At 64.2% G+C, this 15,004-nt stretch carries 13 protein-coding genes; 4 read left to right on the top strand and 9 right to left on the bottom strand.

From position 1 onward, the window contains the following. Positions 1 to 50: 50 nt before the first annotated feature. Positions 51 to 395: a hypothetical protein gene (locus JFY56_RS10230; protein WP_208313545.1), complete on the bottom strand. Its 345-nt coding sequence runs from the start codon at positions 393 to 395 to the stop codon at positions 51 to 53. 37 nt (positions 396 to 432) lie between these two features. Further along, complete coding sequence (locus JFY56_RS10225) at positions 433 to 1,167, bottom strand: phosphoadenylyl-sulfate reductase (protein WP_208313544.1); 735 nt, start codon at positions 1,165 to 1,167, stop codon at positions 433 to 435. Between the two features lie 189 nt (positions 1,168 to 1,356). Between JFY56_RS10225 and thrH the strand changes: the two genes are divergently transcribed. Next, the gene (gene thrH / locus JFY56_RS10220) at positions 1,357 to 1,974 is read left to right on the top strand and encodes a bifunctional phosphoserine phosphatase/homoserine phosphotransferase ThrH (protein WP_208313543.1); all 618 of its coding nucleotides are present in this window, start codon (positions 1,357 to 1,359) and stop codon (positions 1,972 to 1,974) included. A gap of 230 nt (positions 1,975 to 2,204) precedes the next feature. Here the strand turns inward: thrH and pabB are convergent, their stop codons facing one another. The 7 genes from pabB to ppsR form a co-directional block, all read right to left on the bottom strand. Further along, positions 2,205 to 3,554 carry an aminodeoxychorismate synthase component I gene (pabB, locus tag JFY56_RS10215; protein WP_208313542.1) on the bottom strand — a complete coding sequence of 450 codons (1,350 nt, stop codon included), beginning with the start codon at positions 3,552 to 3,554 and terminating at the stop codon, positions 2,205 to 2,207. Between the two features lie 286 nt (positions 3,555 to 3,840). Next, on the bottom strand, positions 3,841 to 4,827 hold the full coding sequence (locus tag JFY56_RS10210; protein ID WP_208313541.1) for an alpha-L-glutamate ligase-like protein: 987 nt from the start codon (positions 4,825 to 4,827) through the stop codon (positions 3,841 to 3,843). A 3-nt stretch (positions 4,828 to 4,830) separates the two neighbouring features. Further along, positions 4,831 to 6,357, bottom strand: a complete 1,527-nt coding sequence (gene rloB, locus JFY56_RS10205; protein ID WP_208313540.1) for an osmotic stress tolerance membrane protein RloB — start codon at positions 6,355 to 6,357, stop codon at positions 4,831 to 4,833. A 5-nt stretch (positions 6,358 to 6,362) separates the two neighbouring features. Then, on the bottom strand, positions 6,363 to 6,905 hold the full coding sequence (rloA, locus tag JFY56_RS10200) for a retropepsin-like aspartic peptidase RloA (protein ID WP_208313539.1): 543 nt from the start codon (positions 6,903 to 6,905) through the stop codon (positions 6,363 to 6,365). A gap of 261 nt (positions 6,906 to 7,166) precedes the next feature. Further along, positions 7,167 to 8,057 carry a DUF2950 domain-containing protein gene (locus JFY56_RS10195; RefSeq protein ID WP_208313538.1) on the bottom strand — a complete coding sequence of 297 codons (891 nt, stop codon included), beginning with the start codon at positions 8,055 to 8,057 and terminating at the stop codon, positions 7,167 to 7,169. A 12-nt stretch (positions 8,058 to 8,069) separates the two neighbouring features. After that, positions 8,070 to 9,716: a DUF3300 domain-containing protein gene (locus JFY56_RS10190; protein ID WP_208313537.1), complete on the bottom strand. Its 1,647-nt coding sequence runs from the start codon at positions 9,714 to 9,716 to the stop codon at positions 8,070 to 8,072. Between the two features lie 177 nt (positions 9,717 to 9,893). Further along, positions 9,894 to 10,712, bottom strand: coding sequence for a posphoenolpyruvate synthetase regulatory kinase/phosphorylase PpsR (gene ppsR, locus JFY56_RS10185; RefSeq protein ID WP_208313536.1), 819 nt, complete (start codon positions 10,710 to 10,712; stop codon positions 9,894 to 9,896). A 170-nt stretch (positions 10,713 to 10,882) separates the two neighbouring features. On the opposite strand from ppsR, the gene ppsA reads away from it, so the two are divergent. The 3 genes from ppsA (at position 10,883) to rraA (ending at position 14,985) form a co-directional block, all read left to right on the top strand. After that, complete coding sequence (gene ppsA / locus JFY56_RS10180; RefSeq protein WP_208313535.1) at positions 10,883 to 13,255, top strand: phosphoenolpyruvate synthase; 2,373 nt, start codon at positions 10,883 to 10,885, stop codon at positions 13,253 to 13,255. Positions 13,256 to 13,326: 71 nt separating this feature from the next. Further along, positions 13,327 to 14,307: an alpha/beta fold hydrolase gene (locus JFY56_RS10175; protein WP_208313753.1), complete on the top strand. Its 981-nt coding sequence runs from the start codon at positions 13,327 to 13,329 to the stop codon at positions 14,305 to 14,307. 189 nt (positions 14,308 to 14,496) lie between these two features. Further along, complete coding sequence (gene rraA / locus JFY56_RS10170; RefSeq protein WP_208313534.1) at positions 14,497 to 14,985, top strand: ribonuclease E activity regulator RraA; 489 nt, start codon at positions 14,497 to 14,499, stop codon at positions 14,983 to 14,985. Positions 14,986 to 15,004: the final 19 nt, after the last annotated feature.

Genomic DNA, 15,004 nt, shown 5'->3' with positions numbered 1-15,004 from the left:
CGCCCGCTCAGCAATGGGCTTGCGCCCGGTGCGGCGGGCGGGCGTTCAGGTCACAGAAAGTCCAGGTCGTCGCGGCGGGCCAGTTCCGCCAGCACCTCGGGCGAGTCCGGGGGCGTTTCGCCGCGTTGCTCCAATACTTCGTGGAGGAAGCTCATGAACACCGTGTAGACCTTCTCGCTGCCGTCATCGAAGCGGACGACGAAGAACGGCGCGCTATCGACACCATACTGCGCGGCGATCATCCAGCCGGTGCTGGCCGGATTGCGCTCGTCGGCGATCAGGGTGCGGTCGATGCGCCCGAGGTAGCCGCCTTTCTCCAGGCGCTCATGCACTTCGCGGCATTTGCGGCAGTCCTGGCCGTCGGCCAGGACCTTCTTCACCATGGTGATTCGCATCGGGCTTCTCCTTGCGGTCTGGCCCAACCCGTCCGGATCAGGCCTTGGTGATCAGGTTGCCGGCATGCAGGCCGCATTCCTTCTGGGTGGACTCTTCCCACCACCAGCGGCCCTCGCGCTCGTGCTGGTTGGGCAGTACCGGGCGGGTGCAGGGCTCGCAGCCGATGCTGATGAAGCCGCGCTCGTGCAGGCTGTTATAGGGTAGTTCGAGCATGCGGATATAGCCCCAGACTTCCTCGCTGCTCATGTTGGCCAGCGGGTTGAACTTGTACAGCGGCCGGTCCGGGGTGGAGAAGGCGCCATCCACTTCAAGAACCGCCACCTGGCTGCGGGTGCCGGGGCTCTGGTCGCGGCGCTGGCCGGTGGCCCAGGCGCGGACGGTGGACAGCTTGCGCTTCAGCGGCTCGATCTTGCGGATGCCGCAGCATTCGCTGTGGCCGTCCTTGTAGAAGCTGAACAGGCCCTTTTCCTTGACGAACGGCTCCAGCAGGCGCGGGTCGGGGGAGAGCACGTCGATATTGATCTTGTAGTGATCGCGCACCTGTTCGATGAAGCGATAGGTTTCCGGGTGCAGGCGGCCGGTGTCGAGGCTGAAGACCTTGACGTTCTTGTTCAGCTTCCAGGCCATGTCCAGCAGCACCACGTCTTCGGCACCGCTGAAGGAGATCCACAGGTCGTCGCCGAAGTGTTCGAAGGCGAGCTTGAGGACGTCCTGCGGGGACTTCTTGGCATAGGTCGCGGCGAGTTCGGCGACGTCGAACGGATGGCTCATCAGGCGGTTTTCCTAGTTTTAGTTGCGCGTGGCGCTATATGGCGGCGATGTTAACAAAACAGTGGATATGCCCCTAAATAACCATCAGGAAGGGTTACTGCCATATTCGGGTATAAGTGCCGCGTTGCGCCGGCCAAGGGGAGCGGATAGAGTGCCGCCTCCTGTCCAAAACCATGTGGGGAATCGTTCGTGGAAATCGCCTGTCTCGACCTGGAAGGTGTCCTGGTCCCGGAAATCTGGATCGCCTTCGCTGAAAAAACCGGTATCGAAGCGCTCAAGGCGACTACCCGCGATATCCCGGACTACGACGTGCTGATGAAGCAGCGCCTGCGCATCCTCGATGAGCACGGCCTGAAGCTGGCCGACATCCAGGAAGTGATCGCCACCCTGAAGCCGCTGGAAGGCGCGGTGGAATTCGTCGACTGGCTGCGCGAGCGCTTCCAGGTGGTGATCCTCTCCGACACCTTCTACGAATTTTCCCAGCCGCTGATGCGCCAGCTCGGTTTCCCGACCCTGCTGTGCCACAAGCTGATCACCGACGAAACCGACCGCGTGGTCGGCTACCAGCTGCGCCAGAAAGACCCCAAGCGCCAGTCGGTCATCTCCTTCAAGAGCCTGTACTACCGCGTGATCGCCGCCGGCGACTCGTACAACGACACCACCATGCTCGCCGAGGCGCACGCCGGCATCCTGTTCCACGCGCCGGAAAACGTGATTCGCGAGTTCCCGCAATTCCCCGCGGTGCACACCTACGAGGACCTGAAGCAGGAGTTCCTCAAGGCGTCGGACCGTCAGCTGAGCCTGTAAGGCGCCAGATGTGAAAAAGCCCGCTTCGGCGGGCTTTTTCTTTGCTCTTCGGAAATTATCGGGGAGGGCACGATGGTTTTCACCGTATCAACGTGTAGGAGCGGGCCATGCCCGCGATTCGCGCCCATGGGGCGCTCCTACAGAGGCGGGAAGTAGGGCGGGTGCAACCCGCCAATTCGAATGGGTCATGGCGGGTTTCACCCGCCCTACGGCGTGGAGAACGGACCCGATCAGTTGGAGAGATTTTCCAGCGTCTTCAGCAGCACCTTCACCTTGGTCACCGATTCGTCGTACTCCGCCTGCCAGTCGGAGTCGGCGACGATTCCGCCGCCGCCCCAGCAGCAGGCCTGGCCGTCCTTCACCAGCACGGTGCGGATGGCGATGGAGCTGTCCATTTCCCCGCGTACGTCGATGTACAGCAGGCTGCCGCAATAGATGGCGCGGCGGGTCGGCTCCAGTTCCTCGATGATCTGCATGGCGCGGATCTTCGGCGCGCCGGTGATCGAGCCGCCGGGGAAGCTGCCGAGCAGCAGATCGAAGGCGTCTTTTCCTTCCGCCAGTTCGCCCTCGACGCTGCTGACCATATGGTGGACGTTGGGGTAGCTCTCCAGCGCGAACAGCTCCGGCACCCGCACCGAGCCCGGGCGGCAGCTGCGCCCCAGGTCGTTGCGCAGCAGGTCGACGATCATCAGGTTTTCCGCGCGGTCCTTCTCGCTGGCCAGCAGTTCATCCGCATGGGCGGCGTCTTCCTCGGCGGTCCGGCCGCGCGGGCGGGTGCCCTTGATCGGGCGGGTTTCCACCTGGCCGTGGTGCAACTGGATGAAGCGTTCCGGCGAGAGGCTGAGAATCGCGCCTTCGGGCAGGTTCAGATAGCCGGCGAACGGCGTCGGACAGGCTTCGCGCAGCGCCTGGTAGGCCAGCCATGGCGAACCGCTGCAGGGCGCGCGGAAACGCTGGGTGTAGTTCACCTGGTAGCAGTCGCCGGCGAGGATATAGGCCTGCACGCGCTCCAGAGCCTGCCGGTACTGCTCCCGCGTCAGGTCGGCGGAAAAGGGCGCCCGCAGGCGGAAGGCCGGGAGATCGGGGGCGCTGGGTTCGGTGCCGAACAGTTCGATCAGACGCTGGCGTTCGCTCTCTTCCAGGCGCGGATGGAACACCAGTTGGCTGGTGCGCAGATGGTGATCGCTGACCAGCGCCCAGAGGTACAGGCCGAGGCGGGCGTCGGGCAGTTCCAGGTCGTCGCGGCTGCGTACGGGCAGGTGTTCGATGCGTCGGCCGAAGTCGTAGCTCAGGTAACCGATCAACCCGCCGGTGAAAGGCAACTCCAGTCCATCCGGCGCTTCGGCGTCGCCGATCTCCCGCAGGGCGTTGCGCAGGCGCACGAAGTAATCCCGTGCGGACTCGTCGGCGGCGGGCGCCAGTTCCGCTTGCGGCCAGGCGCTCATCAGGTCGTAGCGACCGCGCTCGGCGGCCGGCCGACCGGCGTCCAGCAGTACCGCGCCGGGGGCGGAGCTGATCGCGGCGAAAAGAGAGCCAGGGGATTCCCGGTAGGGAAGCGGGTATACGAGGCAGTGGGGCATGTGGGCGAGGCGAGCAGGGAGTGAGGGCGGATTCTAGTCCGCCCGGGGGATCGGGCCTAGGACTGATTTGCGCGCGGGTCGTGCGCGTGCAAGTTGGTGTCTCAATAAGGGAGAAGCCCGGCTAGCCGGGCTTCTGGTTCGCTTCAGAGCCTGTTTACGATCTCGCGAGCTAGAGCAGAACAAGGCGAAAACGGGCGAGGGAGCGGAGTTTACACGTAGTAAATGAGCATCCCGAGCCCGTTTTCAACGCAGTTATGCCGACGCGCAGCAGATCGTAAATAGGCTCTCAGAGCTCTTGCGGCCGCACATGGCCGAATAATCCCTGGGAGAAGCGTACCCGCTCTTCCGGGGTTTCCTGCACGCCCTTGGCTTTCAGCTCTTCGAGGCGCGCCTCGACGGCGTGGGTGCGCAGGGTCAGGCCGCAGTCGTTGGCGATCTGGATGTTCAGGCCGGGGCGGGCGTTCAGTTCGAGGATCAGCGGACCCTTGTCCTGGTCGAGCACCATGTCCACGCCGATGTAGCCCAGCCCGCACAGCTCGTAGCAGCCGGCGGCCAGCTTCATGAAGCCGTCCCAGTTCGGCAGCTGTACGCCGTCCACCGCGTTGGCGGTGTCCGGGTGCTTGCTGATCTTGTTGTTCAGCCAGGTGCCCTTGAGGGTGACGCCGGTAGCCAGGTCCACGCCGACGCCGATGGCGCCTTGGTGCAGGTTGGCCTTGCCGTTGGACTGGCGGGTCGGCAGGCGCAGCATGGCCATCACCGGGTAGCCCATCAGCACGATGATGCGGATGTCCGGAACGCCTTCGTAGCTGATGCTCTTGAAGATCTGGTCGGGCGTCACGCGGTACTCGATCAGCGCGCGGTCGCGGTGCCCGCCGAGGGAGTAGAGGCCGGTGAGGATCGAGGAAATCTGGTGCTCGATCTCCTCGTGGCTGATGATCCGCCCGGACACCGTCTTGTAGCGGTCCTCGAAGCGGTCGGCGATGACCAGGATGCCGTCACCGCCGGCGCCCTGCGCCGGCTTGATCACGAAATCGCTACGCTCGCCGATGATTTCTCCGAGCTTGTCGATTTCCTTCTCGGTCTCGATGATCCCGTACATCTCCGGCACGTGGATGCCGGCTTCGATGGCGCGCAGCTTGGTGATGATCTTGTCGTCGACGATCGGGTACAGGTGCCGCTTGTTGTACTTCAGCACGTAGTCCGCGTTGCGACGGTTGATGCCCATGATTCCTTTGGCTTCCAGGGCTTTCCAGCGCTTGATCAGGCCGAACATGGCTCAGTCCTTCAGGAAGGCTTTGAAGCGGAACAGCTCGGTCAGGCGGTAGCCGCGGTAACGGCCCATCGCGAGCATGAAACCGACCAGGATCAGCAGCACCGCCGGGAAGGTGAACACGAAGTACACCAGCTCCGGAACGCGCATCAGGATGTGCGCCAGCGAGGCGGCGAACAGCGTGCCGATGGCGGCCTTCATGGCGTGGGCGGCACCGCGCTCCTCCCAGGTGATCGACAGGCGTTCGATGCTCATGGTCAGGATCACCATCGGGAACAGGGCGATCGACAGGCCGCTTTCGAAGCCGAGCTTGTGACTGAACAGGCTGATCACCGCGATCATCACCACCACGAAGGTCAGCACCACCGACAGTCGCGGCAGCATCTGCAGCTTCAGGTGTTCGAGATATGAGCGCAGCGACAGGCCCAGCGCGGTAACCACGGTGAACAGGGCGATACCCCATTGCAGGCCGGTTTCGCGGAAGGCGAGGGCGATCAGCACCGGGGTGAAGGTGCCGAGGGTCTGCAGGCCGATCAGGTTGCGCAGGACCAGGATCACCAGCACGCCGAACGGGATCATGATCATGATCTGGAAGGTCTGCTGGGTGGAGAGCGGCAGGCCGTACAGGGAATATTCGAGGAAGTCCGCATCGGCGGTTTCGTCGGACAGCTTGGCCAGGCGGATGGCGTTCATCTCGCTGCTGTTCATGCTGAAGCTGACCTGCGGTTTCTTGCCGCCCTCGATGGACACCAGGCTTTCATCGCCCAGCCACCAGATCAGGCGGTCGGAGGGCAGGCCCTTTTCACCGGTTTCCGGATTGAAGTACAGCCAGTCCTTGCCGTTGTGGCTGCGCAGCCAGAGCTCCGGGGCCTGCTGCTGGTTGGCCAGCAGGCGCAGGGTGTGCACGCGCTCCATCGGAATGTGGGCGATGGACAGCAAGGTCTCGACGATGTGCGAGCGCTTCTCCAGGCTGGTATCGCCGGCCAGCAGCAGCTTCACATTGTCGTCGTTGAGGTTGTTGGCGCGCTTGATGGCTTCGCTGACGAAGGTCTCGATGTCCGCGGAGTGCTGGCGGATGGGGGCGAGCAGCGCTTCGGCGGCGATCTTGTCCGGACCTTCCAGCGGCGGGCTGTCGCGGAACACCGGGGCCTTTTCCTTGAGCTTCTCGCCGCTGAAACGCTTGGTCAGCACCAGGCGGTAGTACAGGGTCTGCTTGCCGTTGGCGCGGCGTGCCGACCAGGTCACCTTGCGGTTGCCGTCGGCGCGGTTGATGCTCACGCCGTAGTTGTTGGAAACGAAGCTCTCGTTGAGGCTGACGTAGTCCTGGTTCAGCGGCGGCACGAACATCTGCAGCTTGACCGGCGCCTTCGGCGTGGCAACGAACTCGACCTTGGCGTCGATGTTCCACAGATCGTCCGTCTCGGCCTCGGTCATCGGGATGCCGAGGACGAAGATCTGGTAGGCGGTGATCGCGATGCCCAACGTCACCAGGATGGCGATCAGGACCTTCAGATGCAGGGTAAGAGAGCGCATGCGGATTACTCGGCAGTTTTGGCAACGGGTTCGCAACCGGGCTTGCCGGCGGCGTATTTCAGACTTGGATCGACCAGTGCGCCGAAGCGCTTGAGCGCCTCGGAGCCGATCAGGAGCGGGTACTGGAAGGTGCTGCGGTCGGTCAGGTTGACTTCGATGGTGCGGCGGATCTTGCCCATGCAGACCGCGAGCTCGATGACCGGCCGGGCGGTGTAGGTCTTGTCTTCGTCGGGATTGAAGTCGCCATGGCGGCGCTTGATCTTGCTGATGCGCGCCAGCGGGCGCTCGATCGGATTGCTGTCGGCGTCGTCGGTGCCGAGATAGAAACGTACCCAGGTCTGCCCGTCGCGCTTGAATCGCTTGATGTCACGGGCGCTGAGCGAGGCGGTCTTGGCGCCGGTGTCGAGCTTCGCGGCGACTTGCAGATCCAGTTCCGCAATGCCGGCGTATTCGTTCAGGCCATAGATGGTCTTGCCGGCGGCGAAGCCGGTACCGGAGAGCAGCAGGGCGACAAGGGCAAGCAGCAGGGCTGTGGGCTTGAGTCTCATAAGTCCTGATGAGTGGGACCGCTAGGCCCTGAGGGAGTTGAATGGTTCGGCCAGCGCCTCGCTCGGGTGTGCTCAAACCGCCGCGTGGCGGGGCTTCAGGGAAGGTCCGGGCAAAAGCGGGCCAAATTCTACCATGCGGTTTTTCGACGGCGACAGTCGGTTGGCGTTCTGGCAGGGTATTTGTTTCACGCCTGCATCCATGCGGCGCCCTGCCTTGAGCGGGGCGGCGGAGTTTGCAGAAACGGCCTGTTCCGGTGTCTTTCAGGGTGCCGGCTGCTCCTTGACCTCGCTCCAACTGCTGTCCGGGTCGAAGCGGTTCATTTTCATGGCCAGCTTGGCGCCGTCCGCTCCCAGGTTCTTGGAGAAGACCTCGCCGTCGTGGCTGATCATGAAGCTCATCACCCCGCTGTCGCCATATTTGGCCGGCCAGGCGATCAGGGCGAAGCCGCGGCTCATGTCGTCGCCGATCTTGTAGTCGTAGGCGCCGCCGGGTGCGGATGGCCCCTGGGCGGTAAGGATCCGGTAGTGGTAGCCATGCCAGGCGCCGGTCGGCAGCTCGTCGCCGAACAGCGGGCCGAGCGGGCTTTCCTCGACGCCTTCCTCCTCGGGCCAGTAGAGGCCGTCGTACTGGCCGTCGCTGCTCATGAACTTCTGCGCGTACTCCAGCACGCCGTCGCCGTCGCGATCGACTTCGGCGTAATCCATCTGCGCATCGTGGTAGGCCTGCGCGGCCTTCACCACGGCTTCTTCGTTGCGGCCGATGCGCCGCACGCGGATTTCCTCGCCGCCGGCCTTGGCGTTGAACGCCCAGCCCTGCTTGCCGCGCAGGATGGGCAGCGGCAGTGTCCATGGATCGTTGCCGACCACCAGATGGGCGCGGTCGGGCTTGTCCTTCTGGATCACGTGTTTTTCCCGGTAGTGGGCGAGGAAGGCGTCGACATCGGAGCGATCGACCCCTTCGGTGGGGATGTAGCTGTGCCAGTCGGCGCCGAGCAGGGCGGCCAGGCGTTCGGGATCGGACTTCTCCGTGCCGAGCGCCGCGATGAAGGCTTCGCCGGCGGCTTCCGGCGTGGCGAACGTCTCCTGCGCCTGCAGGCTCTGGGTCGCCAGGCCCAGCAGAATGACGACCAGGGTGCGAAATGCGGCATGCATGGCGGGAACTCCTTATCTGCGCCGTTGGAAGCCGCCCCCGGAAGCGCGAGCGGGGCGTTGCACGGTATGGCCGGCGCGTACTGCCTGCGGCCGGCTGGCAGCGGCGCGACTGGCCTGTCCGCGGCTGGCGAGGTCGCGGGACTGGGATGGGTTGCGGGCGCCGGCGAAGGCGTTGTTGCGTGGCGCCTGGGTCCGGGTGAATTGCTGGCGTGACTGCTGGCGGGCCTTCAGATTGTTCTGGGAGTGCTGGCGTGCCTGCTGGTCGCCGCCCCGGTTCTGCAGCGACTGCTGGGCGCGTTGGCGCGCCTGCGGGTTGTCCTGCAGTTTGCGAGTGGCTGCCTGGGCCCGTTCGCGTGCCTGGTCGCCGCCTCTGTCCTGCAGAGACTGCTGCGCGCGTTGACGCGCCTGCGGGTTGTCGCGCATCTCGCGAGTGGCTGCCTGTGCGCGCTCACGGGCCTGCTGGTTGCTGGTGGCCGGTGCGGTAATGCCGCGCTGCGTCAGGCTTTCCCGGGCGCGAGAACGCTCCGCGGCACGGTCCGAGTCGAAGCCGCGCAGGGCCTCGCGCTGTTCGCTGCCGGCCAGCCGCCGGCTGAACTGTTCACGGCTGGCCTGATCGCGATATGGCACGCCGTTGCGGTAGGTGGGGTCATGTCTCCAGGTGCCGCGATTGGCGTTGATCTGCTGGCGATTGGTGTTGAATTGCCGATTGTCGTTGAACTGGCGGTTGACGTTGATGTTGTTGTAGCGGTTGACGTCGATGTCCAGGTCATGGCGACCCCAGTCGCAGTCGCCCCAGAGAGCGTTGGCAATGGCGATCCCCGTGCCGAAGGCCAGGCCGGTGGCCAGGGCGGTGCCGATGTAATAGCCGGGCGGAGGCGGGTAGTAGGCCGGCGGGCTGGATGGGTAGGCCCAGGTGCCATAGACCTGATTGGGGTTGTAGCTGGGGACGTAGACCACCTGCGGGTTGGCCGGCTCGATGATGATGGTCTGTGCCGGGGCGGGCTGCTGGACCACTACGGTGTCCCCGCTGGACTGCGCCGGAGCTGCAGGAGGCGGTGCGGCGGGCTTGACGGTGACCGTCTGCTGCTCGTTCGACTGCAGGTTGCCGGCCGCCTGGGCCTGACGGCGCAGGCGCTGGATCGAATCCATCACGGCGTCGGGCTGGGCGAGGAAGGCGTCGCCCACGCGCTGCACCCAGGCCGGGTCCTGGCCGAGGGTGGCCAGCGCGGCGGGGAAGGCGACCAGCGACTGCACGCTGGGGTCCCACGGCTGGTTGGCGACCTGGCGCACCGCCTCGTCGCCACTGACATTCGGGTGCGCCTTGGACCAGGCCACCGCATCGGCGACGTTGCCCGGATAGGTGGTGGCCATCAGCACCTGGGCGAGCAGCGAGTCGGGATACAGCGCCAGTGGCGCGAGCATCTGGTCGAGCTGTTCGGCGCTGAAGACCGCTTCGGTTGGTGCTGGCGCTGGTGCGGCCGCCGGGGTGGCCGGTGGTGCTGCGGCGGGTGGGGCAGGCGTGGGAGCGGGAGCCTGGGCTGCCTGGGTGGCCGGCGCGGCGCTGCTGGCAGGTGCTTGCGCAGCGGGCGGCTTGTCTTCGTCGGAGCAGCCGGTCAGAACCAGTATGGCGAGCAGGGCGAGGCGCGGACATTCTCGCATGGCGCTTCTCCTTCGTTAGGAAACGCCGGACCCGTGGCGGGCCCACGGGTGAAGTGGTCTGAAGAATGATAGGCGCGATGGGCGAATATCGCCGCAATTCGTGTGCCGGCCGGTGTCTGCAATGAAAAAAGCCGACCACGAAGGTCGGCTTTCCTGCTCGCTGCGACAGCGTCGGGCTTACTTGAGGCGGCGCTCGACGCCTCTTTCCACCAGCACCTTCGCCGAGATTTCCTCCACGGAGAAGTGCGTGGAGTTGAGGAAGGCGATGTTTTCGCGGCGGAACAGGTTCTCCACTTCCCGCACTTCGAATTCGCACTGGGCGAAGCTGGCGTAGCGGCTGTTGGGCTTGCGCTCGTTGCGGATGGCGGTCAGGCGGTCGGGGTCGATGGTCAGGCCGAACAGCTTGTGCTTGTGCTTTTTCAGCGCATTGGGCAGCTGCAGGCGCTCCATGTCCTCTTCGGTGAGCGGGTAGTTGGCGGCGCGGATGCCGTATTGCAGCGCCATGTAGAGGCAGGTGGGGGTCTTGCCGCAGCGCGACACCCCGACCAGGATCAGGTCGGCCTTGTCGTAGTAGTGCGTGCGGGCGCCGTCGTCGTTGTCGAGGGCGAAGTTCACCGCCTCGATACGTTCCATGTAGTTGGCGTTGTGGCCAATGCTGTGGGATTTTCCGACGGAATACGACGAATCCGAGGATAATTCCTGCTCCAGCGGGGACAAAAAGGTCGAGAAGATGTCAATCATGAAGCCGTTGGAGTGAGCCAGAACGGCACGAATCTCGCGGTTGACGATGGTATCGAAGATGATTGGCCGGGCGCCGTCAGACTCGGCAGCAGCATTGATTTGCTGTACCATGGTGCGCGCTTTTTCTTCGGTATCGATGTAGGGCCGCGTCAGTTTGACGAAGTTGATGTTCTCGAACTGCGCAAGGAGGCTTTGCCCGAGGGTTTCGGCAGTGATGCCGGTGCCATCGGAGATAAAAAATGCCGTACGTTTCATCTGCGCTGCGGGCCTTAAGGTAGGAACGATTCTTGGTTATGATGGGCCGCGCTTTTGCAAGGCCACTTGCCGGGCATTGTCACTCATTTTTCGGACCCAGACCAGAAAGCGGCGGAACAGTCCCCTCCGGCCCCGTTTGAGCTTGTCCAACACTTAGTGGAGAGATCACCTTGGTAGAGTACGTAGTTTCCCTCGATAAGCTCGGCGTGCATGACGTCGAACATGTGGGGGGCAAGAACGCATCCCTGGGCGAAATGATCAGCAATCTTGCCGGTGCCGGCGTTTCCGTACCGGGTGGTTTCGCCACCACTGCCCAGGCCTACCGGGACTTCCTCGAGCAGAGCGGCCTGAACGATCGCATCCATGCGGCGCTGGATGCCCTCGATGTCGATGACGTGAACGCCCTGGCCAAGACCGGCGCGCAGATCCGTCAATGGGTGATGGACGCCGAGTTCCCGGCCCAGCTCGATGCCGAGATCCGCAAGGCCTTCGCCGAAATGGCCGGCGGCAATGACAACATGGCCGTGGCCGTGCGTTCCTCCGCCACCGCCGAAGACCTGCCGGACGCTTCCTTCGCCGGCCAGCAGGAAACCTTCCTGAACATCCGTGGCGTGGACAACGTGATCCGCGCCGCCAAGGAAGTATTCGCTTCCCTGTTCAACGACCGCGCCATCGCCTACCGCGTGCACCAGGGCTTCGACCACAAGCTGGTCGCCCTGTCCGCCGGCGTGCAGCGCATGGTCCGCTCGGAAACCGGCACCGCCGGCGTGATGTTCACCCTGGACACCGAATCCGGCTTCCGTGACGTGGTGTTCATCACCGGCGCCTACGGCCTCGGCGAGACCGTGGTACAGGGCGCGGTGAACCCCGACGAATTCTACGTGCACAAGCCGACCCTGGAGGCTGGCCGCCCGGCGATCCTGCGTCGCAACCTGGGCAGCAAGGCGATCAAGATGATCTACGGCGACGAAGCCAAGGCCGGCAAGTCGGTCAAGGTCGTTGACGTGGAGAAGGCCGATCGTGCCCGCTTCGCTCTGAGCGATGCCGAAGTTACCGAACTGGCCAAGCAGGCTCTGATCATCGAGAAGCACTACGAGCGTCCGATGGACATCGAGTGGGCGAAGGACGGTGACGACGGCAAGCTGTACATCGTTCAGGCTCGTCCGGAAACCGTGAAGAGCCGCAGCAGCGCCAACGTGATGGAGCGCTACCTGCTGAAAGAGAAGGGCAAGGTGCTGGTCGAAGGCCGTGCCATTGGCCAGCGCATCGGCGCCGGCCCGGTCAAGGTGATCCACGACGTTTCCGAGATGGACAAGGTTCAGCCGGGCGACGTGCTGGTCTCCGACATGACCGACCCGGACTGGGAGCCGGTGATGAAGCGCGCCAGCGCCATCGTTACCAACCGTGGCGGCCGTACCTGCCACGCGGCGATCATCGCCCGTGAACTGGGTATCCCGGCCGTCGTCGGCTGCGGCAACGCCACTGCCGTCCTGCAAGACGGCCAGCGCGTGACCGTTTCCTGCGCCGAAGGCGATACCGGCCTGATCTACGAAGGCGAACTCGGCTTCGACGTGCGCCAGAACTCGGTCGACGCCATGCCCGACCTGCCGTTCAAGATCATGATGAACGTCGGCAACCCGGACCGCGCATTCGACTTCGCCCAACTGCCGAACGAAGGCGTTGGCCTGGCCCGCCTGGAATTCATCATCAACCGCATGATCGGCGTGCACCCGAAGGCGCTGCTGAACTTCGCCAGCCTGCCGGCTGACGTCAAGGAAAGCGTCGAGAAGCGCATCGCCGGTTATGACGATCCGGTCGGCTTCTACGTCGAGAAGCTGGTGGAAGGCGTCAGCACCCTGGCCGCTGCGTTCTGGCCGAAGAAGGTCATCGTGCGTCTGTCGGACTTCAAGTCCAACGAATACGCCAACCTGATCGGCGGCAAGCTCTACGAGCCGGAAGAAGAGAACCCGATGCTCGGCTTCCGCGGCGCCTCGCGCTACATCAGCGAATCGTTCCGCGACTGCTTCGAGCTCGAATGCCGTGCGATGAAGAAAGTCCGCAACGAAATGGGCCTGACCAACGTCGAGCTGATGGTGCCGTTCGTGCGTACCCTGGGCGAAGCCTCCCAGGTCGTCGACCTGCTGGCCACCAACGGCCTGAAGCGTGGCGAGAACGGCCTGCGCGTCATCATGATGTGCGAGCTGCCGTCCAACGCCCTGCTGGCCGATGAGTTCCTCGAGTACTTCGACGGCTTCTCCATCGGCTCCAACGACCTGACCCAGCTGACCCTCGGTCTGGACCGCGACTCCGGTATCGTTGCGCACCTGTTCGACGAGCGTAACCCTGCGGTCAAGAAGCTGCTGGCCAACGCCATCTCCGCCTGCCGCAAGGCCGACAAGTACATCGGCATCTGCGGCCAGGGCCCGTCCGACCACCCGGATCTGGCCAAGTGGCTGATGGAGCAGGGCATCGACAGCGTGTCGCTGAACCCGGACTCGGTACTGGATACCTGGTTCTTCCTCGCGGAAGCTCAGCCGGCCTGACGGTCGTTCGGTAATCCTGAAAAGGGCGGGTATTCAACCCGCCCTTTTTTATGTTCGTAGCAATCAGAATCATGCAAAGCAGTAGTGAACTCTTTCCCGTGGCGCTGTTGAGCGCTGAGTTGCGCGGTGACCTCGCCGAGGACGTGTATCGCCTGAAGCCGGGCAACAGCCCTGATCCAAGTGTCGAACTTGCCGTGACGCGCCTGGGTAGGGCAGATCGCGAAGGTGGCCGGGGCGTTCCGGTGATTCTCCTGCATGGCAGCTTCTCCAATCGGCGCTTCTGGTATTCACCCAAGTGCATCGGACTGGGGCCTTATCTTGCCCGGGAAGGCTTCGATGTCTGGATTCCGGAAATGCGTGGGCATGGCTTGTCCCCGCGCAACCAGGCGTATGACCGCAATCAGGTGGCCGACTACGCGCGGCATGACCTGCCGGCGATCGCCGCCTTCGTCGTCGAACAGGCTGGCCAGGCCGCGCACTGGCTGGGACATTCGCTGGGAGGGACATCACTGGCGGCGGCGCTTGGCGGGCAGTACCTGGGCGCTGCGGAGGTGGCGAGTGCCGCGCTGTTCGGCAGCCAGGTGAGCCGCAATTACTGGCCGCTCAAGCTGCCGCCGGTGGAATGGAGCAGCCGCTTCCTGCTCAAGCGCATGGGCGGCCTGTCCGGCTCCCGGCTCCGGCGTGGTCCCGAGGACGAGCCAGTGGGCGTTGCCCTGGAGGCACTACGCTGGTATCGGCTGTTCGGTCGTTTCGGCGATCGCGAGAAGGACTGGTGGGCAGGTCTGGCCGAATGCCGTGTCCCGGTGCTCGCCGTCGCGTCGAAAGGCGATTTCCAGGACCCGCCGTGGCACTGCCGCCAATTGCTCGAACAGTTCGGTTCCGAGGTTCGCGAGTTCCTCTGCCTGGGGCGCCGCGAAGGTTTTTCGGAGGATTTCGGGCATGCCGAAATGCTGATCAGCAAGGCTGCGCAGCGCGAGGTCTGGCCCCTGGTGAGGCACTGGCTGCAGCACGGTGGATTGCCGCGGCAGGTGGATGTGCAGGTTTCCGCCTGAGGTTCGGCTTCAGGCGTCTTCTTGTACGTTTCGTGTCGGCCTGTCTGTCGCTAGACTGTGACGCCATCAGGTATTCCGGTCATTCCCGGCGCCTGCCGGCCTGCTTTCGTGCCGTCCCGGCCGTCGATGGCAGGCTGGACCGGTCCGTTCCGTTCACCCGCTAGTCATGTTCATCTGGAGGAACTCCCCATGCATTACGTAACCCCCGATCTCTGCGACGCCTATCCGGAGCTGGTCCAGGTCGTCGAGCCGATGTTCAGCAATTTCGGCGGGCGCGATTCCTTCGGCGGCGAAATCGTCACCATCAAGTGCTTCGAGGACAACTCCCTGGTCAAGGAGCAGGTGGAGAAGGACGGCAAGGGCAAGGTCATGGTCGTGGACGGCGGCGGCTCGCTGCGCCGCGCGCTGCTTGGCGACATGCTGGCCGAGAAGGCGGCGAAGAACGGCTGGGAAGGCATCGTGGTCTACGGCTGCATCCGCGACGTGGATGTGATCGCCCAGACCGACCTCGGTGTGCAGGCGCTGGCCAGCCATCCGATGAAAACCGACAAGCGCGGCATCGGCGACCTGAACGTGCCGGTGACCTTCGGCGGTATTACCTTCCGCCCGGGCGAGTTCGTCTATGCCGACAACAACGGCATCATCGTTTCGCCCCAGGCGCTGAAAATGCCGGAGTGACACCGAACGTTTGACGGCT

The organism is Pseudomonas schmalbachii, from assembly GCF_017589465.1.
In the GTDB taxonomy this organism is placed as follows: Bacteria; Pseudomonadota; Gammaproteobacteria; order Pseudomonadales; family Pseudomonadaceae; genus Pseudomonas; species Pseudomonas schmalbachii.
The sequence above is the reverse complement of the archived record's forward strand: the minus strand, read 5'-3'. Positions and strand labels throughout refer to the sequence as shown.